Origin of the sequence: Mesorhizobium sp. LMG 17147 (genome assembly GCF_024297145.1) — a bacterium.
Taxonomy (GTDB): domain Bacteria; phylum Pseudomonadota; class Alphaproteobacteria; order Rhizobiales; family Rhizobiaceae; genus Mesorhizobium.
The window spans coordinates 31,798-53,892 of record NZ_JANCTC010000026.1 but is presented as its reverse complement, the minus strand read 5'-3'; the positions used below and the strand labels follow the sequence as shown (position 1 = coordinate 53,892).

Below are 22,095 nucleotides of genomic sequence, written 5' to 3'. Positions count from 1 at the left end.
GAGGGAACGGCCAATCTCCCCCGGCCGGCGAACCGGTGTCCGAGGTGCGCAAGCGATGCGGATCGGCGCGCCCGGGCATGTCGAAAGCCTCGCCTCTATGCTACCAACATGCTTACTTAACGCCCGTCATCGGCGAGCGGTCTCTTGTTTCAATGAGGTTTTTCGGTGACGTGCTGGTCCGGTCAGGGGATAATTCCCCGAGGGCCCCGGCGTAGCTGAATCTGGCGGGTACCGCAGCATTTCTTGAACTTCATACCTGAACCGCAAGGACATTGATCATTGCCGCCGCGCTGCAGCCGGCCGACCAGGGGCAGCAGCGCCGCGGAAGGCAGGAGCGCTGCCACAAGGGCAGCCAACTTGCCCGAGATTCCCGGTACGACGAGGCGACGACCGGATTTGAACGCTCGCCACGCCTGTTCGGCCACATACTTCGGATCCACCTTGGGCAAGATGTTGAAGAGCACCGTCTGATTGGCGCCTGATCTTGCGAGAAACTCCGTGGACACCGGGCCTGGTGCAACGCATGTGACCGTCACACCGGTTCGGCGCAATTCCTGGTGAAGCGCCTCTGAGAAGAAGCGCACGAAAGCTTTGCTAGCGAAGTACAGAGCCATATAAGGCCCGGGAACGAACCCGGCCACGGAACTGAGATTGAGCACCCCGCCCCGTCGGCGTGCCACCATTCCCGGGAGAAAATGAAGGGTCAGTTCTGTGAGAGAATGTATATTGAGATCGATGATGCCGAGTTGACCATCAATAGGCAGCGCCGTCGTCGCGCCCCGCAGGCCATAGCCGGCGCTGTTGACCAGGACATCACAGACCAGGCCGTGTGCGGACAGAAAGCCCTCCAGGCGCGTTGGCGCATCGCCTGCCACGAGATCCAACTCGAGCGTGAATGCCTCGCCGCCGGCCTCCCTAACCTCAGACGCCGCGGCGGCCAAACCCTCAGGCGAGCGGGCAACCAGCACAACCGCACCGCGCTCCCTTGCAGCGACGCTCGCGATCGCCCGGCCAATTCCACCCGAGCCGCCAATCACGACGATAGCTGGCCGGAATTCACCGTGCGAAATCACGTCGCGTTCCTCTGTCTTGCAGGAGCGGAAACACCTTGACCGAGCAGCACCACTTCATTGGCGACAGTGCCGTTCAGAATCTTTTCGAATCTCTCCAGTGCTCGTGCGACGTTCGCTCCATCCATGACCCGGTGATCGTAGTGGATGCGGACATTCACCGATCCGTCTTTGCCGATCGGACCGTAGTTGAGAAGCGTGGTCAATGGTGTCAGCGGGTTGAGTGATTCCGCACCGAGACCAGAATAGACGGACAGTTGGAAGGTACCGAAGTAATTTGACCTTTGCCGGGCGATGTTCAACCCTAACCACATAAGCAGCCACCTGACTGGCGCGGGCGCACCTGCCATGCGCAAGGCACGCCGGAACTCCGGGACCTCCAGGATCGGCCGTGATCGAGCCGCGTGGATGGATCGCTCAAGTTCCGTGATGGAGTAGCGCTCCGGGCGCTTGATGCAGCTCAGCAGAACGGCCGGCTCGCCATCATATTCGCGCTCGTGGGCAATCGAGGCTACGCTTGCCGGATACTCGTAAAGCTGCGGCCAGGGCAACTTGACATAGGCGCGCCGCAGCTCCGGTATCTCTAGGGCGAGAAGCGCATATCCCTTCAGGAAGATCGCGGTCCACGAGGGCCTGGTCTGCTGCGCCATTCTAGCCCTTACGAGTGGGCCGAGGTTCATCTGACGCTGCACCGCGACCCGTGGCACGCCGATCGAAAACCTCATCAGGTCGCCAACAAGGCGCCGGGGCGCGGAAAGCTTGAGGGCTCGGCCTCGCATAAAACGACCTCTAATAAAGATAAGGGAATATTCGCTTGGTCCTTTCCATATAGACACGGTATTGCGAGCCTAAATTCTCCAGCATCATACGCTCTTCCTTATCCACTCTCAGCAGGAAAAGGACTGCGAAACCAACCAAACCCGATATGCCCGCAACCCAGTTCGGCAGCAGAAAGAGCTGGCCGAGCCCCATAAGCAGGAAAGAGGTGTACATAGGGTGACGGACCAAGGCGTATGGCCCGGCGCTGACCAGTTCATGCCGTTCGCGAATCTCGAGCGTAATCGACCAGTTACGGCCAAGTTCCTTGTGGGATAAGCGAAAAATCCACAGCGCCGAGCAGAAGATGATGGTTCCGAGCGCCACCGACCACACGCTGGCCGGATGATCAGCCGCTGCGGGGATGCCGGTGGCGACATAGAAGCCAGGCAGGATCGCCAGGCCAAGTAGAGCCGATGCAAGCCCGACGGTGTCGGAACTTGAGCGGCCGCCAGCTACTATTCGCACGCGCCTTGCCCGGCGCTCGAAGGGATACCGGATCACGTACCAAGCGACGATGCCGATCACCCATATGATCTCGCCAAGTGAGGCTAAAGCAATGGTCACTTCAGGTCACCAGCGCCCTTTCTGCGATCGCGACTGTAGCAGCTGCCCCTGAGTATGGCCACTTCACCCATCGCCTCGATTTCGTCACCGGCCTACCTTCAGGCGCAGCGATCCTCTCCGAGTTAGTCCGCACACGCGAAAGCCGGAGGGGCAGTACCGATCGCATTCGGTCCCATTCATCCCTCGAATCTTGGTTATGTATTCATCTCCCGAAGCTCGGTTATGAATTGTTGCGGCCGGAGCTGAATGGCGGGAGTCTTATATCCCATGGAATGAGCGATGTCCGCCACGAAGCCGTTGCAGTTCAAGACCGTCGCCTGCCAGACATGCGAGCTCGCCTGCAGCTTGCGGATGTAGGCAACGACTTTGTCGTATTCGGCCCGGGTCAATATGATTCGCCAGCTTGCGGATCTGTATGGTTCTTCCAGATCACCGTCGCTCCACCCGGTTTCGGCTGGCACCGGCACGATATGGCCCAGAACATAGGGAACCGCACTGTTCGAAGCCGGGTGAAGGCCCGCGACTTGGGGATCGATCATTCTCCCGGCCCGGTCCAGGCGCCCAAAAACTGCGTAGGTGTGGCCGTAGCTTAGGGCGTAGCGGGAGCGGAACTCGATGAAGTACCGCTCGTCGTTTTTTTTAGGCGCAGCTCCGCCATCGGCATAAGATACGAAATTCGGCTGGGGCGGCAGGTCTTTCGTCTGACATGCCGCTGCCGGGAGGGCCACCAACGCCACAAGCAAGAGACGGCTACTTACAAGCGTCATCGCCGCGTCCATTCCCGAACTTCACAATGCACAGACCTAATAACGGCCTATGCCCGCCAACCGCGCCGTACGCTATGAAGCCGGCCAAAGCCCCGGCTGCGTATGTATGGGGAAGGGCTTGGCACCCCTTCCCCATACAAGCCGGTCCTTACTTAATCACTGGTTCCTCTACCGGAGCGGGTGCCGGAGCCTTACCCTTTCCTTTGCCGATCCAGTCGTTCGCGCAGCCGCTCAGGCTGGCAACGGCGAGCACAGCAACCATTGCAACCAATATCCTGTTCATCAAGCAATCCTTTCCCCGGGGGCGGAATAGCCTATAGAATCGCCACAACTAAAACGATATGCAGCCCCACCAAGTTAGCTGCGATCTACACCAACGCCTAGTGCAGAAATGACACAGTTGGCATCCAGTTGCCGGCGGCACCTTTGCGGTGACGTGCTGGCAGGGTTCACCATCCAACGGAGATCAGGCCTGCCCACCATCAAACAACCACCACCGTCGTGCCCAAAGGAGTACGGTCGTAGAGGTCAATGACGTCGTCATTTATCATACGGATGCACCCGTTCGATACCGCTGTGCCTATCGTCCATGGCTCGTTTGTACCATGTATCCGGAAGTGGGTGTCGCGCCCGTCTTGATAGAGATAAAGGGCACGCGCACCAAGCGGGTTGTTTAGTCCGCCAGGGACCCCCCCTGCATACTTCACTAGGCGCGGCTTGCGCTTCATCATGCTGGCGGTGGGTGTCCACGACGGCCAGTCCGCCTTTCGGCCGACGGTCGCTGTACCCTTGAACGAAAGTCCCTGCTCGCCGACGCCGACGCCGTAGCGCGTCGCCCACCCGTCCGTCTCGACGGCATAGAGAAAACGTTGCGAAGTATCGACGACGATCGTTCCGGCCGGCTCGTTTCCGTCGTACCGCACATGCTGCCGTCGGTAACGAGGATTCAGGCCAAGCCTTGGTCCGAACGCGGATGAAATCGACGTACATCCGGAGACCATCAGAGCCAGACTACCCAGCACGAGCCCCCGGCGCGCAATGTGGTGTTCTTCCATTTGTACCTGCTAGGAAACTGGTCATCTACCGCCGCCCTCGTCTCTACCATTCCAAGGCCTGCGCGCCAAGTCTCGCTGTGTGGTGGCAAAATGAATTCACAGGATTGACAAGCGAATTGGAGCGAAACTTCTTGCGATAACAGTCTGCCTCTGTTCGGTTATGTCAAAATTGGCATAGGACAGAGACGATGAAGCCTGACTTCCATGGTAAAGTCGCGATTGTGACCGGCGCAGGCTCCGGAATAGGGGCGGCTGTTTCACGGCAACTCGCGCAAGAAGGAGCCGAGATTGTTGTCGCCGACCTTGATGCCGAGGCCGCGCACTGCAGAGCCGCCGAAATAAGCTCGCAAGGCGGCAGGGCCTACGACTTTGCGGTAGATGTCACGGATGCGGCAGCCGTGGAAAGGCTGATCGAGTTCACTGTCCAGAAATGCGGCGGACTGGATATGGCGGTAAACAATGCAGGTATCGACGGCATTCGAAAAGCCACGGCAGACTATCCGCTCGACAACTGGCACAAGCTGATAAACGTCAATCTAAATGGCGTTTTCTACAGCATGAAGTACGAAATCGCCGCGATGCTGGATCGAGGCGGAGGCGCCATCGTGAACATGTCCTCCGTTCTCGGTTCCGTCGGCTTGCCAACTGCGTCCGCTTACACTGCAGCGAAACACGGGGTCGTTGGATTAACCAAGGTTGCGGCGATTGAATATGCGAGGATGGGCATCCGGATCAATGTCGTCGGCCCCGGCTGGATCGAAACGCCTCTTTTATCGGAGCAAATGGAGGCATTAGCCAGCCGGCGCATGGCAGGTCTTCAGCCGATGGGCAGGCGCGGGAAACCGGAAGAGGTAGCGGCTCTTGTATGCTTCCTCTTGTCCGACCAGGCCAGCTTTATCACTGGCAGCTACCATCTGGTGGACGGAGCCTACACTGCCCATTAGGTGCAGAGGCTGCCCCCACTCGCGCCGGCCACCCTCAGGGCGATGACGCGCCGGAGATCGCCGGGCTGCCCGCCTTGCCCAAGATGGCACTGTTCCTGCATCGCAAGGAGGCCGAGCCCGACCCGGTAGCGGCACGGCTTGGCGACATCCTGTAGGGACAGCGGCGCTCAGCGGCGCTTCTTCGCCCTGTTGGCGAACGGGTTGTCCGAGGTGCGCAAGGCGATGCGGATCGGCACGCCAGGCATGTCGAAAGCCTCGCGCAGGCTGTTCGAAAGATAGCGGACATAGGATTGCGGCATCGCGTCCGGCCGTGAGCAGGAGACGACGAAGCCCGGCGGCCGCGTCTTGGCCTGCGTGACATATTTGATCTTCAGCCGGCGTCCGGCAACCGCGGGTGGCGGATGATGCGCCAGGATGCCCTCCAGCCAGCGGTTGAGCTTGCCGGTTGAGACACGGCTGTTCCAAACTCGATGCGTCCTGATGACAGCATCCATCAGCTTGTCGAGCCCGCGCCCGGTCTCGGCTGACACCGGCACCGCCTGCATGCCGCGCGCCTGGGGAAGAAGCCGCTCGGTTTTTTCGCGCAGCTCGGCCAGCAGCTCCTGGGGATGATCGACAAGGTCCCATTTGTTGAAGGCGATTACCGGGGCACGGCCCTCGCGGATGATCAGATCGGCGATCTGCAGATCCTGCTTCTCGAAGGGAATAGTCGCATCGAGCACGATGATGACGATCTCAGCAAAGCGGATGGCGCGCAAGCCGTCCTGCACCGACATCACCTCGAGCTTTTCGTGGATCCTGGCCTTGCGGCGCATACCGGCGGTATCGAACAATTTTAGCCGGCGGCCATGCCAGTCCCAGTCGACCGAGATGGAATCGCGAGTGATGCCGGCCTCAGGGCCGGTCAGCAGCCGCTCCTCGCCGATCAGCGCGTTGATCAGCGTCGACTTGCCGGCGTTGGGCCGGCCGACGACGGCGATGCGCATCGGCTTGGTGTCGTCATAGCTCGGCTCGGCGTCCGGGTCGGTGATGTCTTCGCCGATCAGCACCTCGCTGGCGGCGATCTCCTCCTCGCCGGCCTCTTCGTCCTCGCCGAAGGCGCGCGCCTCGCCCAGTGCGGCGATCACCGCATCGCGCAAATCGGGCAGGCCCTGGCCATGTTCGGCCGAGACCGGGATCGGCTCGCCAAGGCCGAGTTCCCAGGCCTCCAGCATGCCGCCTTGGGCGCCGCGCGCCTCGGCCTTGTTGGCCACGACGACAACCGGCTTGCCGGACTTGCGCACGATCTCGGCGAAAGTCTTGTCGTCGGGCATCAGCCCGGACTTGGCGTCGATCGTGAAAAAGATCAGGTCGGCCTCGCGGATGGCGATCTCCGTCTGGGCGCGCATGCGGCCGGGCAGCGTCGAGGCGGCCGCATCCTCGAAACCGGCGGTGTCGATGACGTCGAAATGCAGATCGTAGAGCTTTGCGGCATGGACGCGTCGATCGCGGGTGACGCCGGGCGTATCATCGACAAGCGCCAGCTTCCTTCCCACCAGCCGATTGAAAAGGGTCGATTTGCCGACGTTAGGCCGGCCGATGATGGCGACTTTGAAGGTCATCCGTTGTTACGATACACCGCCCGAGCCGCGGATCAGCTCGGACATCAATGTCGCCCGCTCGCGCGTGTTGCGCGGGGCGCCGTCGTCCGCGGCAATCTGGTCGAACAGCTTCAATGCATCCGCCGCCTTGCCTTCCTTCCAGGCAGCAAGGCCAAGCGCTTCGCGCGCCGTATGGCGCAGCGTGTTGGTGTCGGCGGTTAGCGACTCGACGCGGCTGGAGACATCGGCGAAAGTGCCGTGGTCGACCAGCAGCAGCGCTGCCCTGAGGCGCGCCATGTCGCGAATGCCGGAAGGGATCTTGGTGTCGGCGGCGACCTCGTCGAAATCCTTGACGGCGGCATCGACGTCGCCCTTGTCCGCCTTGACGGTTGCCGCGCGCATACGGGCGAGAAGCGGATAGGCGCCGTAGCCGTCCTTCTCCAACGCCACCAGAGCGGCAAGCGCCTCGTCGTTCTTGCCCTCATTGGCGAGCTTGAGCGCCTGCGAAAAAGCATCGCCCGAGCGGTTGGCGCGGGTCTCGTCCCAATAGCGGTAGCCGACGACAGCGGCAGTGCCGAGCACCACCAGTACAGCCAGCACGAGCAAGGCGGGACCGAAACGGTCCCACAGCGCATGCGCCTGGTCGCGACGAATCTCTTCGTTGACTTCGCGGATAAAACTGTCGTCCGACATGGATCAAAACCATTCATGCCCCGGCCGGGGCGGTTGATGAGCCCGCGTTTTAGCGAAATTTTGCCGGCATGGAAGGGGTTCGGCAGGAAAATCGCCCATTCACGAGGCAGCCACCGCCAACGGCGGCCGCACAGATCGATCGTACCCGTGCCATATTTCACCGGTAGGCGGTGCTTCTATATTCCGTGATCCGGTCAGATGCCTTTGCCCCGTTTGTCCCGCGTTGTTGCGTTTTCGATTGCCGCGCTTGCTGCCAGCGCGGCTTTTGCCGACCCGCCGGCGGCGCCGGCAAAACCGAAGCAGACCGTCATCATCTCGTTCGACAGCGCCCGCGACATTTCGCAGTGGCAGCGCAGCCGGGCGCTGGCCCAGCGCACCGGCGCGCATTTCACGTATTTTGTCTCCTGCGTGTTCCTGCTGTCACCCGAGACGCGCAAGGAATACACCGCGCCGGGCAAAACGGCCGGCAAATCGAATATCGGCTTTGCCGCCTCCAAAGAGGAAGTCGCCGAGCGGCTCGAGCAGATCAACCTCGCCGCCAGGGAAGGCCACGACATCGGCAGCCATGGCTGCGGCCATTTCGACGGCAAGGACTGGAGCAAGGCCGACTGGCTGAGTGAGTTCGGCTCGTTCAAGCACATTCTCCAAAACGCCTATTCGATCAACGGCATTGCACCCGAACCGAAGGGTTGGCGCGATTTCGCAGGCAAGGCAGTGGTCGGCTTCCGCGCGCCCTATCTGTCGGCAAACAAGGCGCTTTACGAGGCGCTGCCCGCGGCCGGTTTCCTGCTCGACGCAAGCGGCGTTTCGCGTGGGCCGGTCGAGCCGCCGACCGTCAACGGCATCACGCGCTTTTCGCTGCCGCAGATCCCGGAAGGGCCGAGCTCAAGGCGGGTGATCGCCATGGATTACAATCTCTATGTCAGACATTCCGCCGGCTTCGAGCGGCCGAGCATGGCAGAAGCGTTCGCTGACCGGACCTATCACGCGTTCCGCGCCGCCTTCGATGCGCAATACGAGGGCAAGCGCATTCCGCTGGAGCTCGGCTTTCACTTCACGTTGATGAATGACGGCGCCTACTGGAACGCGCTGGAGCGCTTTGCCGGCGAGGTCTGCACTAGGTCCGATGTCGAGTGCATCAGTTTTCGCGACTACGTCTCGCGGCGAGGCGAAAGACAGGCGGCGGTGGGCGGCTGAGCCCAAGTGGATCGCCGCCCGTTACCCTTTAGCTCACCGGCTGATCTTCAGGGCGCAAGCCGGCTTGCTCACGCTCCAGATAGCGCTGGTCGATGTCCGGAAGCGGTTCGCCATAGATCGTTGCCTCGAAGGCGCGCAGACGCTTGTGCACCGACAGAAGCTCGACAATCGTCGACCATGAATTGACAAGATACTGGAACGAGCTCGTCACCTGACTGAAGGCTGAACTGATCTGGTTGATGAGACCCAGCGTTATGGTTCCCGCGATGATCGATGGCACCATCAAAAAGAGGGCGAATATGTTGTTGGTTTGCAAATAAAGATAGCGAACCACATTAAAATAGACGTAGTGGAAATAGAGGCGAAAGTAGTTTCTGCGCACATTTCCAAACAGTTCTATGACTGTGGGCGGCTGCGCCCGATCTGGATTGTCCTCGCCGTAGACGAGTTCCTTGCGGTATGCCGCTTCGACGCGCTGATTTCTAAACTGCAGACCGGGAAGCATTATGCCGGCGGTGGCAATGCAGACGGTTCCGAAAATTGCCCAGAAGATCGCAGCCACGACCAGCGGCTGAGGAACGTGACCAATGAACGGCAAAACGGTGATGTGCTTAGAGTAAGCCAACAAGATCGGCATGAAAGCGATCAGGGTCATGATGGAATCGACAAAGCTAGTACCAAGATCTTCCATGATCTGAGAAAACCGCATCGTGTCTTCTTGCACACGCTGGGAAGCTCCTTCAATATGGCGCAGCTTGGGCCAATGCGACATGTAATAATTGTTCATCGCAGTACGCCAGCGGAACACCCAATGGCTGACGAAAAAGTTCGTAATGACGAAAACTGTGACCGCCACCAGAGCGATGCCGAGGAAAGCTAGTACTTGCGCGTAAAGGTCGGATTCTGTCGCTGTTACAGTTTTGCTGAGGATGGCTTGAATGAGGTCCCAGAACGGCCCGTACCAGGCATTAATTGCGACGCTCACCTGCACCTGAAAATAGGTCGTGAACAAGATCAGCGAGGAACCCAGGATTGACCAACGTTCCCAAGGGTGCGGAGAATACCAATGCCAGAAGGCGTAGAAGAGCATTACGCCGAGGGTAAAGTAGATGTAAAACCAAAGGAATGGAGGCGACCAGAACACGGAAACGCCAATGATGGGCGCCGCGTCCGCTGCGAGGGGGGGCAATCCGATCAAGGCGCCTAGCTGGTAGCCGCCGAGAAACCAGACGGCCACCATTACCACGCTCCAGATGGCCGCCGAGGTGAAGAACAGCTTCGGCTGCGGGAAGAAGGATACGAACACTGTGGGGAATCCTCGGTCGATGCGCAAATCAGCGGCGTTCAGCGGGCATAAAGTCACACATTAGTGGGAAAGAAAATGCCCGTGCCAGGTGCCCGGCGCCGAGCAAAACCATAATCATGGCGATTTTGGCGCAGCCGACCAGACGATTGCACCGGAAGCGAGCAGGACGGCGGCAGCAACGATCGAGGCAAGGAAAAAGTCACCCGAGGCCTGCGCGAGCAGCCCGGCGACGATCGGGCCGATGATCTGGCCAAGGCCGAAGGCGGCCGTCATCACCGCCAGCATCCGGCGTGGTGCCTGCGGGGCCAGCTGCCTGCCGGCCTGCAGGCCAAGCGCGGTGATGGCGATGAAGGTGCCGCCGACAAGAAGGCCGCCGAGCAGCGGCCCGGTGCGTCCGTCCATGACGACACTGGCGCTGACCCCGACCACCTCGACCAGGCACCCCAAGGCATAGGTGGCATAAAGCCCTACCCTTGCCGCGAGCTTCTGCCACAGCCAGACCGATGGGAAACCGGCAAGGCCGGTGACCATCCAGACCACGGCCTCGAAGATCCGGCCGCCGCCGCCCTGGCGGACGATCGCGACCAGGAACGTCGCCGTGACGATGTAGCCGAAGCCGAACAGGCCGTAGGCGACAATGACCTTCACCAGTGAAGGGTTTTTTGGCAACGCCGGCTCCGGCCCGGCAACGCTGCTCGCGGTCGAGGTGCCGCCGGCGAGCAAGGCGACGGCGGCAAAGCCGCAGGCCGAAATCGCCGCGGACCACAGCCAGCCCGCCGCCCAGCCGGCGTGTTCGGTGACAAGGAGCGCCAACAGCGCCGAGGATGCCGCGATGCCGAGGCCGACACCGCCGAAATACAGCGCCTGCAGGTCGTTTCGCCCGGCCGCGGCGAGATGACCGAAAACGATGCTGGTCATGAAGACCAGCACGAAGGCACTGGCGAGGCCGGCAAGAAGGCGGATGAGGAGGAAGGCGGCCATCGTGCCGGTCAGGCCCATCAGCCCGGCGAGTATCGCAGTGGCGGCAAGACCGGCCAGCATCAGCTGGCGCTCGCGGCCTTGCGCCCAGCCGCCGGTGGCGGCAAGCGCGCCGACGAGGTAGCCGAAATAATTGGCCGATGCGATCCAGCCGGCATCAGCCGGCGACAGGCCGAGCTCTTCCATCATGCCAGGCAGGATCGGCGTATAAATGAAGCGGCCGATGCCCATGGCGACGGCCAGGGCGATCATGCCGGCGATTGCCAGGCGCAAGGGCGAAGCGATGTTCATCGCGGTGCACAATAAGTGCGCCTGCTCGCGAGACAATCCGCCTTTTGTTGGGCCAGAAGGGGTTGCGCAGCCGCGTCGGCGGCTGGCTCGCCTGAGGTGCTTCGTTCAGGAGACTCTGCCGCAGCAGGCCCTCGTCAAGGCCGTCTCATGGCGGGTATGACACGCGGTCAGCCTGAACGGCATGTCGGCGAGTTCGCGTTCCGACATGGTGTCGAGCACCGGATGCGACAGCGGATCGGTCACCCAGCTGGTGGCCTCGCTGTCATGCCGGTGCGGCTGCGCTCCGATCGGGGAAAAGGCGCCGAGCCATGACAAAATCTTCATCAGATTGCCTCCTCATTCTGCGTAACCCACTTAGAATCCGTCATCCTGCAGTGTCTGGCAATTGAGATTTCAGCCGTTCGAGTTTAGAAAAACTGTATGGCTACTTTGAACCGCGTCCATCTCAACGGCTTGCGCGCCGTGGAAACCGTTGCCCGCCTAGGCTCGCTCGCGGCGGCGGCCGGCGAGCTCAACGTTTCGGTTAGCGCCGTCAGCCAGCAGATCAACCGGACAGAAAAGCAGCTCGGCCGGGCGCTGTTCGACCGGACGCCAGCTGGCCTGGTGGCGACCGAATTCGGTGTCGTCTTTACGGCGCGGCTCAGCGCCGGGTTTCGCGAACTCGCACAGGCGGTGGCGCTTGCTGATGAAAGCTCGGGGTGCACGCTGGTGGTTTCGGTGGCGCCGGCGTTCGCCTCGAAATGGCTGCTGCCGCGGCTGTCGCGGCATTTTGCCCGGCATCCGAACGTGCTCCTGCGCATCGATGCCTCGGTGCGGCTTGCCGATCTCGATCGTTCGGACGTCGACGTCGCCATCCGGCTCGGCGACGGCAAATGGCCGGGCGGGCGGGCCGAATTGCTGCTGGCGCAAGAGGTGTTTCCGGTCTGTGCACCGGTGATCGCCAGCAAGCTGAAAACGATCGAGGACCTTGCTTTGACCTGTGCGATCACCGACGAAAGGTCGATGATCAGTTGGGAGAGCTGGTTCGAAGCGGCCGGGGTGGAGCCGGTCACCTTCATGAAAGGCGCGCGCTTCACAGATCCGATGCTGTGCCTGGAATCGGCGATTGCCGGTCACGGCGTCATGCTCGGCTGGCAGTTGCTGGCCGCCGACGCGCTGGCCGACGGCCGTCTCGTTGCGCCGTTCGGCATACGCGCCCAGAGCGGACTCGGCTATTGGCTGGTGACCTCGGCCAGCAAGGGCGAAAGCCGCAAGGTCAGGGATTTCAAGATCTGGGTGCGCGAAGAGATCGAGGCGACGATGGCGCAGTTCAGGTCGCTGGAGAGCGTCAGCTAGACCTGCCGGCGTGATCGGAGTGGAAAGGTCGGTAACGCCGGTCTATGTAAGACACAGTCCCCAATCACGGCAGGCAGGATCATGACCACACATTCGCGCGGCGTTTCCGCAACCATCGACCCGGTGAAGCTCGACAGGCTGGCGGAGGTCGCCGTCAAGGTCGGGCTGCAATTGCAGCCGGGTCAGGATCTGGTGCTGACCTCGTCTATCGCCGCGCTGCCTCTGACGCGGCGGATCGTCGAGCACGCCTACAAGGCAGGTGCCGGCCTGGTGACGCCGATCTTCAACGACGACGAGATCACTCTCGCGCGCTTCCGCTACGGCGCCGACGCCGGTTTCGACCGCGCCGCCGGCTGGCTCTATGAAGGCATGGCAAAAGCCTTCGCCAACAATGCGGCGAGGCTTGCCGTGCGCGGCGAGGATCCGTCGCTGCTTTCTTCTCAGGACCCGGCAAAGGTGGCGCGTGCCAACAAGGCGAATTCGATGGCCTATCGGCCGGCGCTTGAGAAGATCACCGGCTTCGACATCAACTGGAACATTGTGGCCTATCCCGATCAGGCGTGGGCCAAGCAGGTTTTCCCGGACGATGCCGAAGACGTCGCCGTAGCCAAGCTCGCCGATGCCATCTTTGCCGCCTCGCGGGTGGACGTCGAAGACCCGATCGGCAACTGGACGGCGCACAATGCGGCGTTGAAGAGCCGCACCGAATGGCTGAACGGCCACAATTTCCACGCACTGCATTTCACCGGCCCCGGCACCGACCTGACCGTCGGGCTGGCCGACGGCCACGAGTGGATGGGCGGCGCCTCGACCGCCAAGAACGGCATCACCTGCAACCCGAACATCCCGACCGAAGAGGTTTTCACCACGCCGCATGCAAGGCGCGTCGAAGGTCATGTCACGAGTACAAAGCCTCTGTCCTACCAGGGCACGCTGATCGACGGCATTGCGGTGCGTTTCGAGGCGGGCCGCATCGTCGAGGCCAAGGCCTCGAAAGGTGAGGATGTGCTGCAGAAGGTGCTCGATACGGACGAAGGCTCGCGCCGTCTCGGCGAGGTGGCGCTGGTGCCGCACTCCTCGCCGATCGCCAAAAGCGGGCTGCTGTTTTTCAACACGCTGTTCGACGAGAACGCCGCCTGCCACATCGCGCTTGGCCAGTGCTACTCGAAGTGCTTTGTCGACGGCGCCTCGCTCAGCCAGGACGAGATCGCGGCGCGCGGCGGCAACAAGAGTTTCATCCACATCGACTGGATGATCGGTTCGGACAAGATCGATATAGACGGCGTCCACAAGGACAGCAGCCGCGTGCCGGTGATGCGCAAGGGCGAGTGGGTTTAAGAGCACCAGCACGCAGCCGCGCCTGTGACGCATGCGGGGTTGGCAATGGAACTCGGGGTCAAGCGCATCTATGAGCCGCCGGCGCCCGATGACGGGCAGCGGGTGCTGGTGGATCGCATATGGCCGCGCGGCATCGCCAAGCAGGACGCGGCGCTGACGCTATGGCTGAGGGACATCGCGCCAAGCGACGCGTTGCGCAAATGGTTTGGCCATGAGCCGGCGCGCTGGGCAGAGTTCCAGCGGCGATACAGCGATGAGCTCGACCGGAACGGCGAGGCGGTGGCGGAACTGCGCGCCTTGCTGCGTGAGGGCAAGGTGACGCTGCTCTACGGCGCGCATGACGAGGCCCATAATAATGCGGTCGCGCTGGCGAGCTATTTGCGTGGGAAAACCACAAGCATCTGATACGATCAATATGCATGCCGGGCAGGACAGAGGGGGCGCGACGGATCGCGGTCGGTCGGTTCTACTTCCCGCCAACCGCCTGCTGATAGACATCGGGCTTGAACCCGACGAGAATCCTATCGCCAAGTTCCAGCACCGGACGCTTGATCATCGTAGGCTTTGCCAGCATCAGCGCCTTGGCCTTCCTTTCATCCAGGCCCATCCTGTCCTCCTCCGACAGTTCGCGAAACGTCGTGCTCGCCTTGTTGAGCAGAATTTCCCAACCGACTTTTCCTGACCAGCCGTTCAGCCGATCCGCATCCAGCCCGTCGACCCTGTAGTCATGAAAGCGATAGGCAACATCATGGCTCGCCAGCCAGGAACGGGCCTTCTTGATCGTGTCGCAATTGGTGATGCCATACATGGTGATCGTCAAAAACAGTCCTCGGGCCGGTCGAATCTGACGGCACCCTAAAACCGCACCTCTCAGTTTTCCAGCGGCTTGCCGGCCATCCATGATCTTCGCCCTTGCCAATAGTAAGGAATTTCCCTAAGTGTTTCTAAGCCAACTCTGGTCACGCGGAATGGCCGAGGCAAGGAAACGACTATGACGAGCCTGCAGACCGAAAGCCCCCCGCCCGTCGACGGCATTTTCCGGGCGCTCGCCGATCCGACCCGGCGACGCGTGGTCGAGCGACTGAACCGAAGCCCCGCCTCGGTCAGTGAGCTTGCCCAGCCGTTCGAGATGGCCCTGCCATCCTTCATCGAGCATCTCAGGGTTTTGGAAGGCTGCGGGCTGGTGCATTCGGAGAAGGCAGGCCGCGTCAGGACCTACCGGCTCGCGCCGGAGCCGCTGAAGCTCGCGGAAAACTGGCTGGCCGAGCAGCGGGCGCTGTGGGAGCGCCGTCTCGACCAGTTCGACGACTACGTGCTGAAACTCAAGGAGAAAGACAGATGAACATGGCTCCGTTGTTCCAACCCGATCCGAAGCTCGACCTCGTGCTCGAACGGTCGATCGAGGCACCGCGCGAACTGCTGTGGATGGCCTTGACGAAGCCCGAGCATGTCCGCCAATGGTTCACGCCGAAGCCGTGGATCATCACCGATTGCGAGATCGACCTGCGGCCCGGCGGTCTGTTCCGCACCCGCATGCAGTCGCCCGACGGCAAGCAAGTCAACGACAGGCGTTGCTGCTACCTCGAGATCGTCCAGGACGAGCGGCTGGTGTGGACCGATGCGCTGCTGCCAGGCTACCGGCCGTCAGGCGACCCATTCATTACAGCCGTCATATCGCTGCAATCGCGGGGCGAGGCGACGCGCTACACCGCGACCGCCATCCACCGCGACGAAGCCACGCGCAACAGCCACGAGGAGATGGGCTTCTACGACGGCTGGGGCACGGTGGCCGATCAGTTGGCGGGCTATGTCAAAACGATCTGAGGCGACCCTGCTTCGCACTTACATTGCGGCCACGCAATCGTTGTGGCCGTTCAACCGAACGCCGCTGCCGAAGGCACCAACGCTCGCAACAAACTTGACGGTTGGCGTAATGCCAATGTCGAAGGCTCAGGCGCCGTAGCCGATGATGCCCTTGATCTCGAGGAAATCGTGGATGGCCCAGTCGGCGTATTCGCGGCCGTTGCCGGACTGCTTGTAGCCGCCGAAGGGCGCGAACGTGTCCCATTCCGGATAATTGATCGACACCTGCCCGGCACGCAGCCGGCTGGCAATCTTGCGGGCGTGTTCGATATCCCGGGACTGCACATAGGCGGCCAGCCCATAGACGGTGTCGTTGGCGATCTTCACCGCATCATCATCGTCCTCGTAGGAGATGACCGACAGAACCGGCCCGAAGATCTCCTCCTTCTCGATGGTCATGCCGGGTCTGACGTGGCCGAAAACGGTCGGCCGCACATAATAGCCGCGGTTGAGGTGCTCCGGCCGGCCGGGGCCGCCGGTGACCAGCGTCGCGCCTTCGGCGATGCCGGCCTCGATCAGCCGCTGGATCTTGTCGAACTGGATGTTGTTGACCACCGGCCCGAGCTTGGTCTCCTCGGAGCGCGGGTCACCGACCTTGTGCCGTTCGGCGGCCTTCCTGGCGATCGTCAGCGCCTCGTCGTGGCGGGCGGCTGGTACCAGCATGCGCGACGGCGCGTCGCAAGACTGGCCGCTATTGCCGAAGCAGGCGTTGACACCCTTGCGCACCGCCGTCTCGAAGTCGGCATCGGGCAGCACGATGTTGGCCGATTTGCCGCCCAGCTCCTGCGCGACGCGCTTGACGGTCTCGGCCGCCGTCTTGGCGACGATGATGCCGGCCCGGGTCGACCCGGTGAACGAGACCATGTCTACGTCGGGATGGCCGGCCATGACCTGGCCGACATCCGGACCGGTGCCATTCACCATATTGTAGACGCCCTTCGGCGTACCGGCGGCGTCCATCACCTCGGAAAAGATGATGCCGCTGATCGGCGCGATCTCGGAAGGCTTCAGCACGACCGTGCAGCCGGCGGCGATCGCCGGCGCCACCTTGCAGACGATCTGGTTGAGCGGCCAGTTCCACGGCGTAATCAGCGCGCAGACGCCGATCGGTTCTTTGACCACCATGGTGGTGCGGCGCTTCTCGCTGAATTCGTAATCCTCAAGCGCCTTGATGGTGGCTTCCATATGCGCCCTGCCCGCCCAGGCCTGCGCCTCGCGCGCCCACCTGATCGGCGCGCCCATTTCCTGGCTGACCGCCTGGGCGATGTCCTCGTAGCGCTCATTGTAGACTTCGAGGATACGCTTCAGCAGCTTCAGGCGCTCGGCCTTGCTGGTTTGCGAGAAGGCCGGGAATGCCGCCTTGGCTGCCGCCACGGCCTTGTCGACATCGGCTTTCGAGCCGACCGAGATTTTGGTGTAGGCCTCTTCGGTGGATGGATCGATCACATCCAGCGTTGCCGCAACCACGGGGCCGACCCATTTGCCGCCGATGAAAAAATTGAGATGATTGCTCATGGGCCGTGCTCCGGTTTTCCAAAAATGAGTGAGACTAGCTGGGCAGCATAGGGCAGTTGGCGCCGCGGCGCAGGCTGATATGCGCCACATCGCCGACGCTGAATTGAAACCCCTCTGTCGGGCGTGGCGCGTCGATCACCACCTGTGTCCCCTGCCCCAGCTCTGCATGAAGGCGCAAGGTGCGGCCGTGGAAGACGATGCTGTTCACCCGCACCGGTACAGTGCCGGCCGTGGCCTCGGCCGTCGCCAAAAGATCCTCCGGACGCACGCCGATGGTGCGCACCGTGCCCTCGCCAGGCAATTCGCCCGTCTCCGAAACCGCTTCCAGCGGCAGGGCGCCGGCGGCGAACCGCAAGCGCTCGCCGTCGCGGCCGACAAAGCGCGACTGCAGAAGGTTCATCGTGCCGATGAAGCTGGCGACGAATTTGGTGGCGGGCCGGTCGTAGAGGGTCGCCGGCGGCGCGATCTGCTCGATGCGGCCTTTGTTCATGACGACGATGCGGTCAGAGATCGACAGCGCCTCGGTCTGGTCATGCGTGACCATGACGAAAGTGGTGCCGAGGCGCGACTGCAGGCGCTTCAATTCGACTTGCATCTGTTCGCGCAGATGCGCATCGAGCGCCGACAGCGGCTCGTCGAGCAGCAGCACGCGCGGTTCGCAGACTATGGCGCGGGCGAGCGCGACGCGCTGGCGCTGGCCACCCGACAATTCCGACACGCGGGCGCCGAGCTTGTCGGCAAGGCCGATCATGTCGAGCGCCGCGCCGACGCGCTTTGCCTGTTCGGCACCCGCGAGCTTGCGCAGCGACAAGCCGAAGCCGACATTTTCGGCGACGTTCATGTGCGGAAACAGCGCGTAGTCCTGGAATACGGTGTTGACCGGGCGGTCGAAGGGCCTGAGCCCCGTGATGTCGCGCCCTTCGAGCAGGACCCTGCCGCTCGACGGGCCTTCGAAACCAGCGATGACCCGCAGGCTGGTGGTCTTGCCGCAGCCGGACGGTCCGAGCAGGGTCAGGAACTCGGCGCGCGAAATATTGAGATCGACAGTGTCGAGCCCGACGATGCCGCCGGGGAAAATCTTGGAGACCTTGTCCAGCCGGACTAGCGGATCAGGCGCCATCGCGAACCTCGGACGGCTTGGTGGTGTTGACCCACAGGATCTGGCAGCGCTCGCTGCCCGGATTGCGGAAGGCATGCAGCAAGGTGCTCTTGAAGGCGAAGCTGTCACCGGCCTTCAGCCCGTATCTGGTCGAATCGACCACCAGCTCGACCTCGCCCGACAGGACGAAGCCGAATTCATGGCCGGCATGGGCGTAGGCTTCGGCGGTGCCGCCACCGGCTTCCACCGTCACCAGCATGCCGGTCAGCGTGGCAGCCGGCGGCGACAGCAGCGCCTTGGCGATGCCTTCCGACTTGACCGGGATCTGACGCCGGCTGTTGGCGCGCACGCAATAAAGATCGTTGCCGGCATCGTTGCCGTCAACGATCAGTGCCGACGGCTCGATGTCGAGTGCGGCGGCGAGCGGCCAGATCACTCGCACCCGCAATGACGACATGCCGCGCTCGATCTGGCTCAGCGCACCGATCGACACACCGGCTTTGGCGGCAAGTTCGGCCAGCGACAGGTTACGCTCCAGCCTGAGCGCCCGCACACGCCGGCCGACCCTGACGTCGGCGTCGTCCTTCGGCTTCTCAGCCGCTTCGTCCAACATGTCCATTCGTTCGTCCTTGTTTGGTAAGGTTCCCCTTCTCCCCTTGTGGGAGCAGGTGGATCGGCGCGAAGCGCCGAGACGGATGAGGGGTGTCGGCCGGAGTGCCGTCGGTGCCATCTGGAACACCCCTCATCCGCCGCCTTCGGCGACACTTCTCCCGCAACGGGAGAAGGAATTGCGAACTCAGCCGCCTGCCTTGACCTTCTCGAACATCTTGGCGAGTTCGTCATTCTGTTTCATCGGCCCGGTAAAGATCGTGGTCTTCAGCATCACCTCGGGATCGGAAGGCAGCTGCAGTTTCTCCAACTCCTCCTTCGGCACGGCGGCGAAAGCCGAGCTGATCGAGCTGCCATAGCCGTAGGCCTGGATCAGATACTTTCCGGAATCCGTCTCCAGCCGGCTGTTGATGAAGTCATAGGCTAGGTCGACGTTCTTGGCGTCCTTGAGCATGACGAAGCCGCAAGCCCAGGTCAGCATGCCTTCTTTCGGCTTCATGAACTCGACAGGCACGCCCTGCTTCTTCAGCGAGGTGGCCGAGGCGTTCCAGGTCATGGCCGCGACCAGCTGGCCGCTCGCCAATGCCTGTTCGACCGAGGTCATGTCGGTGGTGTAGTTCGAGAGCAGCGGGCGCTGCTCGCGAAGTTTTTCTGCCACCTTGTCCATCTGTTCCGGTGTCATGTCGAATGGATTGACGCCGGCGAGAAGGGCCGCCACCACCGGTGTGTCGTGGACGGCATCGATGGTCGCCATACGCCCGGCATATTGCTTGTCCCAAAGCAGGTTCCAACTGGCTTCCGGGTTCTTCACCAGATCGGTGCGGTAGAGGATCGAGGTGTTGCCCCAGTCCCATGGCACCATCCAGACCTTGCCGTCGCCGGCCTGCAGGTCGGGCAGGTTCTTGAAGACCGGGAAGATCGAATCCCAGTTCTTGATGCGCTTGGTGTCGATCGGCTGCAGCAGGCCTTCCTTGTTCCAGCGCGCCACCTTGTCATAGCATGGGTGCGCGACATCGGGGCGGAAGCCGGCCTTGACCTTGGTGAACGCGTCATCGTCGTCGCCAAACATCGAGGCTTCGACACCATCGGGGTGCGCGGCGAGGAAGCTCTTGTTGAAGTCGGGCAGCTCATAGCCCGACCAGGTGAAATATTGCAGCTTGTCCCCGGCAAAGGCGACAGTCGACGCAAGCGCCAGCGCGAAGGCAGCCAGTCCGGTTTTCGCTGTCTTTGCCGTTATTGATTTCAGGTCGAATGCCATTGCAGTTCTCCTCTTTCGGTTTCTTCTGGTTTTGACAGGTTGGCGGGCGCTGACCGCCGGGTGGCAGCAAGCCCGCGATGGCGAAGCATTTCGGCGAGCGCGGCGATGAGGAACGACACGGCCAGGATCGCGGTGCCGAGCGCCATGACGGTCGGCAGCGATTTCGGGAAGCGCAGCTGGCTCCAGATATAAAGCGGCAGCGTCGGCTCGGTGCCGGCAAGGAAGAAGGCGACGATGAACTCGTCGAAGGAGGTCAGGAAGGCCAGCATGAACGCCGAAATAATGGCCGGCAGGCTGAGCGGCAGCATCACCCGTCTGAAGGTCGTCCAGTCGGAAGCGCCGAGGTCGAGCGCTGCCTCGCGGATGGTCTTCGGGATGGCGGCGAAGCGGCTGCGCATGACCACCACCGTCGTCGGCAGCGCCACCAACACATGCCCGAGCACAATGGCAATGCGCGACGGCCCAACGCCGGCGAGGTTGACCAGGATGAGCAGCGATATGCCGACGATGACGCCTGGGATCAGGATCGGCAGCCGCGCTATAGCACTGATCGTGGCGGCCAGCGGCGAGCGGCCGTAGAGGTCCATATAGGACACGGTCACGCCGCAGAGTGTTGCGCCAGTGGCAGCAATTGCGCCGATGACGAGGCTGGTGGCAAGCGCGCCGGACAGCGCCGAATTGCCGTAAAGCGTGCCGTACCATTCAAGCGTGAAGCCTTGCAGCGGAAACGCCGCCTGGATTGAATTGTTGAAGGAAAACAGCGGGATCAGCAATATCGGCAAATACAGGAATATCAAATAGGCAAGGACATAGGCGCCGAGCCAGCCGCCGCCCTGTTTTGCATCGACACGCGCCTTGTTCATGTGCGGCTGCCGTATCGGCGGTCGGCGAAGCGCACCACCAGCACCACGGCGAGGATGACCAGCATGACGGCGACGGCGAGTGCGGCGCCGAACGGCCAGTCATTTGCCTTGCCGAACTCGGCCTGGATCAGCGTGCCGATCATGGTGCTGGCCGGGCCGCCGACCAACGCCGGGGTGACATAGTCGCCGACGGTCGGCACGAAGACGACGAGGGCCGCCGCCAGCACGCCCGGCATCGAATTGGGCAGCACGATGCGGCGGAAGCTGGTGAACGGTTTTGCGCCGAGATCGGAAGCGGCTTCGAGCAGCGATTTCGGGATCGTGTCCAGCGCCACATAGATGGGCAGGATGGCGAACGGGGCATAAGCGTGGGCAAGCGTGACGATGACCGCTGCCGGCGTATTAAGGAAGGCCAATGTCGGCTCCGACCAGATGCCGCTTTCGATCAGCGCCGAGTTCAGCACGCCATTATAGGCAAGTACGATCTTCCAGGCGAAGACGCGCAGCAGATAACTGGTCCAGAACGGCAGGGTCAGCAGGAACAGCAGCAGCCCACGCCACCGCCCGGCATGGAAAGCCAGATAATAGGCGACAGGATATGCCGTGACGACGGTTGCCAGCGTTACCAGGCCGGCGATGCCCAGCGAGCGCAGCGTAACCGTCCAGTACAGCGGATCGGTGGCCACCGTGACGAAATTCGCAAAGGTGAAACCAGTCCCCAGCAGCGAGCCGTCATTGCCGCGAAAGGCCAGGAAGAACACCAGGCCAAGGGCGAAAAGGATCAGCAGAAAGGTGACGAGCCCGCCCGGCAGCAGCATGGCGAAGCGGAATCCCGGCGAAGACCGGGGTTCCGGCAGCGGCTGCGTTGCGGCGATGGTCGACATCGACTGCCTATGGTATTTGAAATCGGCTAAGCTTTTTTCATATTCGTGAAGCTGTCAAGCTGTTTCA

Annotated in this window: 24 protein-coding genes and 2 pseudogenes; 8 read left to right on the top strand and 18 right to left on the bottom strand. The window is 62.1% G+C overall.

Going from position 1 to position 22,095, the window contains the following annotated elements; all coding sequences use genetic code 11:
• Positions 1 to 182: 182 nt before the first annotated feature.
• The 6 genes from NMG46_RS27255 to NMG46_RS27230 all read right to left on the bottom strand — a co-directional run bounded on the left by NMG46_RS27255 (position 183) and on the right by NMG46_RS27230 (position 4,275).
• Positions 183 to 1,073, bottom strand: a complete 891-nt coding sequence (locus tag NMG46_RS27255) for an SDR family NAD(P)-dependent oxidoreductase (RefSeq protein WP_254820415.1) — start codon at positions 1,071 to 1,073, stop codon at positions 183 to 185.
• Positions 1,070 to 1,849 (bottom strand): 2-oxo acid dehydrogenase subunit E2, encoded by a 780-nt coding sequence (locus NMG46_RS27250; RefSeq protein ID WP_254820427.1) that lies wholly within the window; start codon positions 1,847 to 1,849, stop codon positions 1,070 to 1,072. The genes NMG46_RS27255 and NMG46_RS27250 overlap by 4 nt, the downstream gene beginning before the upstream one ends.
• A 10-nt stretch (positions 1,850 to 1,859) precedes the next feature.
• Positions 1,860 to 2,447 (bottom strand): protein-S-isoprenylcysteine O-methyltransferase, encoded by a 588-nt coding sequence (locus tag NMG46_RS27245; RefSeq protein WP_254820426.1) that lies wholly within the window; start codon positions 2,445 to 2,447, stop codon positions 1,860 to 1,862.
• A gap of 200 nt (positions 2,448 to 2,647) precedes the next feature.
• Positions 2,648 to 3,220 (bottom strand): hypothetical protein, encoded by a 573-nt coding sequence (locus NMG46_RS27240; RefSeq protein WP_254820425.1) that lies wholly within the window; start codon positions 3,218 to 3,220, stop codon positions 2,648 to 2,650.
• Positions 3,221 to 3,368: 148 nt separating this feature from the next.
• Positions 3,369 to 3,503, bottom strand: coding sequence for an ABC transporter (locus NMG46_RS27235; RefSeq protein WP_254820414.1), 135 nt, complete (start codon positions 3,501 to 3,503; stop codon positions 3,369 to 3,371).
• Positions 3,504 to 3,702: 199 nt separating this feature from the next.
• Positions 3,703 to 4,275, bottom strand: coding sequence for a L,D-transpeptidase (locus NMG46_RS27230; protein WP_254820413.1), 573 nt, complete (start codon positions 4,273 to 4,275; stop codon positions 3,703 to 3,705).
• A gap of 188 nt (positions 4,276 to 4,463) precedes the next feature.
• Here NMG46_RS27230 and NMG46_RS27225 point away from each other — a divergent pair, with 188 nt between their 5' ends.
• Positions 4,464 to 5,219 carry an SDR family NAD(P)-dependent oxidoreductase gene (locus NMG46_RS27225; RefSeq protein ID WP_254820412.1) on the top strand — a complete coding sequence of 252 codons (756 nt, stop codon included), beginning with the start codon at positions 4,464 to 4,466 and terminating at the stop codon, positions 5,217 to 5,219.
• A gap of 50 nt (positions 5,220 to 5,269) precedes the next feature.
• Positions 5,270 to 5,374 (top strand): annotated as a pseudogene (locus NMG46_RS27220) (LysR family transcriptional regulator); the annotation flags it as partial.
• 12 nt (positions 5,375 to 5,386) lie between these two features.
• Here NMG46_RS27220 and der read toward each other — a convergent pair.
• Positions 5,387 to 6,820, bottom strand: a complete 1,434-nt coding sequence (der, locus tag NMG46_RS27215; RefSeq protein WP_254820411.1) for a ribosome biogenesis GTPase Der — start codon at positions 6,818 to 6,820, stop codon at positions 5,387 to 5,389.
• Between the two features lie 6 nt (positions 6,821 to 6,826).
• On the bottom strand, positions 6,827 to 7,492 hold the full coding sequence (locus NMG46_RS27210) for a tetratricopeptide repeat protein (protein ID WP_254820410.1): 666 nt from the start codon (positions 7,490 to 7,492) through the stop codon (positions 6,827 to 6,829).
• A gap of 204 nt (positions 7,493 to 7,696) precedes the next feature.
• On the opposite strand from NMG46_RS27210, the gene NMG46_RS27205 reads away from it, so the two are divergent.
• A complete protein-coding gene (locus NMG46_RS27205) occupies positions 7,697 to 8,689 on the top strand; it encodes a polysaccharide deacetylase (RefSeq protein WP_254820424.1) in 993 nt (330 codons plus the stop codon).
• 28 nt (positions 8,690 to 8,717) lie between these two features.
• Here the strand turns inward: NMG46_RS27205 and sbmA are convergent, their stop codons facing one another.
• The 3 genes from sbmA to NMG46_RS27190 all read right to left on the bottom strand — a co-directional run bounded on the left by sbmA (position 8,718) and on the right by NMG46_RS27190 (position 11,588).
• Positions 8,718 to 9,995 carry a peptide antibiotic transporter SbmA gene (sbmA, locus tag NMG46_RS27200; RefSeq protein ID WP_254820409.1) on the bottom strand — a complete coding sequence of 426 codons (1,278 nt, stop codon included), beginning with the start codon at positions 9,993 to 9,995 and terminating at the stop codon, positions 8,718 to 8,720.
• A 114-nt stretch (positions 9,996 to 10,109) separates the two neighbouring features.
• Positions 10,110 to 11,264, bottom strand: coding sequence for a YbfB/YjiJ family MFS transporter (locus tag NMG46_RS27195; RefSeq protein WP_254820408.1), 1,155 nt, complete (start codon positions 11,262 to 11,264; stop codon positions 10,110 to 10,112).
• 105 nt (positions 11,265 to 11,369) lie between these two features.
• Positions 11,370 to 11,588, bottom strand: a complete 219-nt coding sequence (locus tag NMG46_RS27190; RefSeq protein ID WP_254820407.1) for a hypothetical protein — start codon at positions 11,586 to 11,588, stop codon at positions 11,370 to 11,372.
• A 96-nt stretch (positions 11,589 to 11,684) separates the two neighbouring features.
• On the opposite strand from NMG46_RS27190, the pseudogene NMG46_RS27185 reads away from it, so the two are divergent.
• From NMG46_RS27185 to NMG46_RS27175, 3 genes and pseudogenes are all read left to right on the top strand, one after another.
• Positions 11,685 to 12,684 (top strand): annotated as a pseudogene (locus tag NMG46_RS27185) (LysR substrate-binding domain-containing protein).
• Positions 12,681 to 13,937, top strand: a complete 1,257-nt coding sequence (locus NMG46_RS27180) for an aminopeptidase (RefSeq protein ID WP_254820406.1) — start codon at positions 12,681 to 12,683, stop codon at positions 13,935 to 13,937. Before NMG46_RS27185 ends, NMG46_RS27180 begins: the two are co-directional and overlap by 4 nt.
• Positions 13,938 to 13,976: 39 nt before the next feature.
• Positions 13,977 to 14,342, top strand: coding sequence for a DUF488 domain-containing protein (locus NMG46_RS27175; RefSeq protein ID WP_254820405.1), 366 nt, complete (start codon positions 13,977 to 13,979; stop codon positions 14,340 to 14,342).
• Between the two features lie 61 nt (positions 14,343 to 14,403).
• Here the strand turns inward: NMG46_RS27175 and NMG46_RS27170 are convergent, their stop codons facing one another.
• On the bottom strand, positions 14,404 to 14,757 hold the full coding sequence (locus tag NMG46_RS27170; RefSeq protein WP_254820404.1) for an ArsC family reductase: 354 nt from the start codon (positions 14,755 to 14,757) through the stop codon (positions 14,404 to 14,406).
• Between the two features lie 171 nt (positions 14,758 to 14,928).
• Between NMG46_RS27170 and NMG46_RS27165 the strand changes: the two genes are divergently transcribed.
• Both NMG46_RS27165 and NMG46_RS27160 read left to right on the top strand, forming a co-directional pair.
• Positions 14,929 to 15,279 carry a helix-turn-helix transcriptional regulator gene (locus NMG46_RS27165; RefSeq protein WP_254820403.1) on the top strand — a complete coding sequence of 117 codons (351 nt, stop codon included), beginning with the start codon at positions 14,929 to 14,931 and terminating at the stop codon, positions 15,277 to 15,279.
• Positions 15,280 to 15,281: 2 nt separating this feature from the next.
• Positions 15,282 to 15,761 carry an SRPBCC family protein gene (locus NMG46_RS27160; protein ID WP_254820423.1) on the top strand — a complete coding sequence of 160 codons (480 nt, stop codon included), beginning with the start codon at positions 15,282 to 15,284 and terminating at the stop codon, positions 15,759 to 15,761.
• A gap of 126 nt (positions 15,762 to 15,887) precedes the next feature.
• On the opposite strand, the gene NMG46_RS27155 is transcribed toward NMG46_RS27160, so the two are convergent.
• The 6 genes from NMG46_RS27155 to NMG46_RS27130 all read right to left on the bottom strand — a co-directional run bounded on the left by NMG46_RS27155 (position 15,888) and on the right by NMG46_RS27130 (position 22,028).
• The gene (locus tag NMG46_RS27155) at positions 15,888 to 17,315 is read right to left on the bottom strand and encodes an aldehyde dehydrogenase family protein (RefSeq protein WP_254820402.1); all 1,428 of its coding nucleotides are present in this window, start codon (positions 17,313 to 17,315) and stop codon (positions 15,888 to 15,890) included.
• 34 nt (positions 17,316 to 17,349) lie between these two features.
• Positions 17,350 to 18,435, bottom strand: coding sequence for an ABC transporter ATP-binding protein (locus tag NMG46_RS27150; protein WP_254820401.1), 1,086 nt, complete (start codon positions 18,433 to 18,435; stop codon positions 17,350 to 17,352).
• On the bottom strand, positions 18,425 to 19,033 hold the full coding sequence (locus tag NMG46_RS27145) for a cupin domain-containing protein (RefSeq protein ID WP_254820400.1): 609 nt from the start codon (positions 19,031 to 19,033) through the stop codon (positions 18,425 to 18,427). Before NMG46_RS27145 ends, NMG46_RS27150 begins: the two co-directional genes overlap by 11 nt.
• 177 nt (positions 19,034 to 19,210) lie before the next feature.
• Positions 19,211 to 20,281 carry an ABC transporter substrate-binding protein gene (locus NMG46_RS27140; RefSeq protein ID WP_254820399.1) on the bottom strand — a complete coding sequence of 357 codons (1,071 nt, stop codon included), beginning with the start codon at positions 20,279 to 20,281 and terminating at the stop codon, positions 19,211 to 19,213.
• Positions 20,266 to 21,144, bottom strand: a complete 879-nt coding sequence (locus NMG46_RS27135; RefSeq protein ID WP_254820398.1) for an ABC transporter permease — start codon at positions 21,142 to 21,144, stop codon at positions 20,266 to 20,268. The genes NMG46_RS27140 and NMG46_RS27135 overlap by 16 nt, the downstream gene beginning before the upstream one ends.
• Entirely contained in the window at positions 21,141 to 22,028 is an 888-nt protein-coding gene (locus NMG46_RS27130) for an ABC transporter permease (RefSeq protein WP_254820397.1), read from the bottom strand. Before NMG46_RS27130 ends, NMG46_RS27135 begins: the two co-directional genes overlap by 4 nt.
• Positions 22,029 to 22,095 lie beyond the last annotated feature (67 nt).

Coding starts and splice junctions, on each gene's coding strand:
- NMG46_RS27250 (WP_254820427.1), bottom strand. CDS start 1,849: ATGCGAGGCCGAGCCCTCAAGCTTTCCGCGCCCCGGCGCCTTGTTGGC.
- NMG46_RS27240 (WP_254820425.1), bottom strand. CDS start 3,220: ATGACGCTTGTAAGTAGCCGTCTCTTGCTTGTGGCGTTGGTGGCCCTC.
- NMG46_RS27235 (WP_254820414.1), bottom strand. CDS start 3,503: ATGAACAGGATATTGGTTGCAATGGTTGCTGTGCTCGCCGTTGCCAGC.
- NMG46_RS27230 (WP_254820413.1), bottom strand. CDS start 4,275: ATGGAAGAACACCACATTGCGCGCCGGGGGCTCGTGCTGGGTAGTCTG.
- NMG46_RS27225 (WP_254820412.1), top strand. CDS start 4,464: ATGAAGCCTGACTTCCATGGTAAAGTCGCGATTGTGACCGGCGCAGGC.
- der (WP_254820411.1), bottom strand. CDS start 6,820: ATGACCTTCAAAGTCGCCATCATCGGCCGGCCTAACGTCGGCAAATCG.
- NMG46_RS27210 (WP_254820410.1), bottom strand. CDS start 7,492: ATGTCGGACGACAGTTTTATCCGCGAAGTCAACGAAGAGATTCGTCGC.
- NMG46_RS27195 (WP_254820408.1), bottom strand. CDS start 11,264: ATGAACATCGCTTCGCCCTTGCGCCTGGCAATCGCCGGCATGATCGCC.
- NMG46_RS27190 (WP_254820407.1), bottom strand. CDS start 11,588: ATGAAGATTTTGTCATGGCTCGGCGCCTTTTCCCCGATCGGAGCGCAG.
- NMG46_RS27180 (WP_254820406.1), top strand. CDS start 12,681: ATGACCACACATTCGCGCGGCGTTTCCGCAACCATCGACCCGGTGAAG.
- NMG46_RS27165 (WP_254820403.1), top strand. CDS start 14,929: ATGACGAGCCTGCAGACCGAAAGCCCCCCGCCCGTCGACGGCATTTTC.
- NMG46_RS27160 (WP_254820423.1), top strand. CDS start 15,282: ATGGCTCCGTTGTTCCAACCCGATCCGAAGCTCGACCTCGTGCTCGAA.
- NMG46_RS27155 (WP_254820402.1), bottom strand. CDS start 17,315: ATGAGCAATCATCTCAATTTTTTCATCGGCGGCAAATGGGTCGGCCCC.
- NMG46_RS27150 (WP_254820401.1), bottom strand. CDS start 18,435: ATGGCGCCTGATCCGCTAGTCCGGCTGGACAAGGTCTCCAAGATTTTC.
- NMG46_RS27145 (WP_254820400.1), bottom strand. CDS start 19,033: ATGGACATGTTGGACGAAGCGGCTGAGAAGCCGAAGGACGACGCCGAC.
- NMG46_RS27140 (WP_254820399.1), bottom strand. CDS start 20,281: ATGGCATTCGACCTGAAATCAATAACGGCAAAGACAGCGAAAACCGGA.
- NMG46_RS27135 (WP_254820398.1), bottom strand. CDS start 21,144: ATGAACAAGGCGCGTGTCGATGCAAAACAGGGCGGCGGCTGGCTCGGC.
- NMG46_RS27130 (WP_254820397.1), bottom strand. CDS start 22,028: ATGTCGACCATCGCCGCAACGCAGCCGCTGCCGGAACCCCGGTCTTCG.